Origin of the sequence: Stenotrophomonas sp. PS02300 (assembly GCF_029959395.1) — a bacterium.
Classification (GTDB): Bacteria; Pseudomonadota; Gammaproteobacteria; order Xanthomonadales; family Xanthomonadaceae; genus Stenotrophomonas; species Stenotrophomonas maltophilia_AD.
In genome coordinates this window covers 1-2,500 of the sequence record NZ_JASCOP010000019.1, presented here as the reverse complement: position 1 = coordinate 2,500, position 2,500 = coordinate 1, and the positions used below count along the sequence as shown (strand labels likewise).

At 53.4% G+C, this 2,500-nt stretch carries 1 rRNA gene (cut by a window edge); it reads left to right on the top strand.

Going from position 1 to position 2,500, the window contains the following annotated elements:
- Positions 1–2,411 (top strand): 23S ribosomal RNA (locus QMX79_RS05955) (it extends 468 nt beyond the left edge of the window).
- Positions 2,412–2,500: the final 89 nt, after the last annotated feature.

Below are 2,500 nucleotides of genomic sequence, written 5' to 3'. Positions count from 1 at the left end.
ACCCCGGAGAGGGGAGTGAAATAGATCCTGAAACCGTGTGCGTACAAGCAGTAGGAGCTCGAAAGAGTGACTGCGTACCTTTTGTATAATGGGTCAGCGACTTACTGTTCGTGGCAAGCTTAACCGTATAGGGGAGGCGAAGGGAAACCGAGTCTGATAAGGGCGCATAGTCGCGGGCAGTAGACCCGAAACCGGGTGATCTAGTCATGGCCAGGGTGAAGGTGCCGTAACAGGTACTGGAGGCCCGAACCCACGTCTGTTGCAAAAGACGGGGATGAGCTGTGATTAGGAGTGAAAAGCTAATCGAACCCGGAGATAGCTGGTTCTCCTCGAAAGCTATTTAGGTAGCGCCTCATATGTATCCTCTCGGGGGTAGAGCACTGTTATGGCTAGGGGGTCATCGCGACTTACCAAACCATTGCAAACTCCGAATACCGAGACGGACTGTATGGGAGACACACGGCGGGTGCTAACGTCCGTCGTGAAAAGGGAAACAACCCAGACCCACAGCTAAGGTCCCAAATTCACTGCTAAGTGGAAAACCATGTGGAAAGGCACAGACAGCCAGGAGGTTGGCTTAGAAGCAGCCACCCTTTAAAGAAAGCGTAATAGCTCACTGGTCGAGTCGGTCTGCGGGGAAGATTTAACGGGGCTAAGCAGTGAACCGAAGCTTGGGGTGTGCATATTTATATGTACGCGGTAGAGGAGCGTTCCGTAAGCCGTTGAAGGTGGATTGAGAAGTCTGCTGGAGGTATCGGAAGTGCGAATGCTGACATGAGTAACGATAATGCGGGTGAAAAACCCGCACGCCGAAAGCCCAAGGTTTCCTTGCGCAACGTTAATCGGCGCAGGGTGAGTCGGCCCCTAAGGCGAGGACGAAAGTCGTAGTCGATGGGAAGCAGGTTAATATTCCTGCACCTCGCGTAAGTGCGATGGAGGGACGGAGAAGGTTAGGTGTACCCGGCGTTGGTTGTCCGGGGGAAAGGCGGTAGGTTTGGATCTTTGGCAAATCCGGGATCCTTTAAGACCGAGCACCGAGACGAGTCTTTAAGACAAAGTCACTGATACCACGCTTCCAGGAAAAGCTCCTAAGCTTCAGCTTACGCAGACCGTACCGTAAACCGACACAGGTGGGTAGGATGAGAATTCTCAGGCGCTTGAGAGAACTCGGGTGAAGGAACTAGGCAACATGGCACCGTAACTTCGGGAGAAGGTGCGCCCTTTTTGGTGGCTCATGCGAGCTATAGCTGAAGAGGGCCGCAGAAACCAGGCCGCTGCGACTGTTTATCAAAAACACAGCACTCTGCAAACACGAAAGTGGACGTATAGGGTGTGACGCCTGCCCGGTGCTGGAAGGTTAATTGATGGGGTCAGCCGCAAGGCGAAGCTCTTGATCGAAGCCCCAGTAAACGGCGGCCGTAACTATAACGGTCCTAAGGTAGCGAAATTCCTTGTCGGGTAAGTTCCGACCTGCACGAATGGCGTAACGACAGCGGCGCTGTCTCCACCCGAGACTCAGTGAAATTGAAATCGCTGTGAAGATGCAGCGTTCCCGTGGCAAGACGGAAAGACCCCGTGAACCTTTACTATAGCTTTACACTGAACGTTGAGTTCGTCTGTGTAGGATAGGTGGGAGGCTATGAAACCATGGCGCTAGCTGTGGTGGAGCCATCCTTGAAATACCACCCTGTCGTGCTTGACGTTCTAACCTGGGCCCATTATCTGGGTCGGGGACCGTGTATGGTGGGTAGTTTGACTGGGGCGGTCTCCTCCTAAAGAGTAACGGAGGAGCTCGAAGGTACGCTCAGCGCGGTCGGACATCGCGCACTGTGTGCAAAGGCATAAGCGTGCTTGACTGCAAGATCGACGGATCAAGCAGGTAGGAAACTAGGACTTAGTGATCCGGTGGTTCTGTATGGAAGGGCCATCGCTCAACGGATAAAAGGTACTCCGGGGATAACAGGCTGATACCGCCCAAGAGTTCATATCGACGGCGGTGTTTGGCACCTCGATGTCGGCTCATCACATCCTGGGGCTGTAGTCGGTCCCAAGGGTATGGCTGTTCGCCATTTAAAGTGGTACGCGAGCTGGGTTCAGAACGTCGTGAGACAGTTCGGTCCCTATCTGCCATGGGCGTTGGAGATTTGAGAGGGGCTGCTCCTAGTACGAGAGGACCGGAGTGGACGAACCTCTGGTGTTCCGGTTGTCACGCCAGTGGCATTGCCGGGTAGCTATGTTCGGAAGCGATAACCGCTGAAAGCATCTAAGCGGGAAGCGCGCCTCAAGATGAGATCTCCCGGGGCACAAGCCCCCTGAAGGAACCATATAGACTATGTGGTTGATAGGTCAGGTGTGTAAGTACAGCAATGTATTGAGCTAACTGATACTAATGATCCGTGTGGCTTGACCATATAACCTCAAGTTGCCTTGGCCGACATGACATGTCGATAGATACCAAGTGCACGCTACGTCACAAGAACTATGAGAGGCAGGCGCAGTA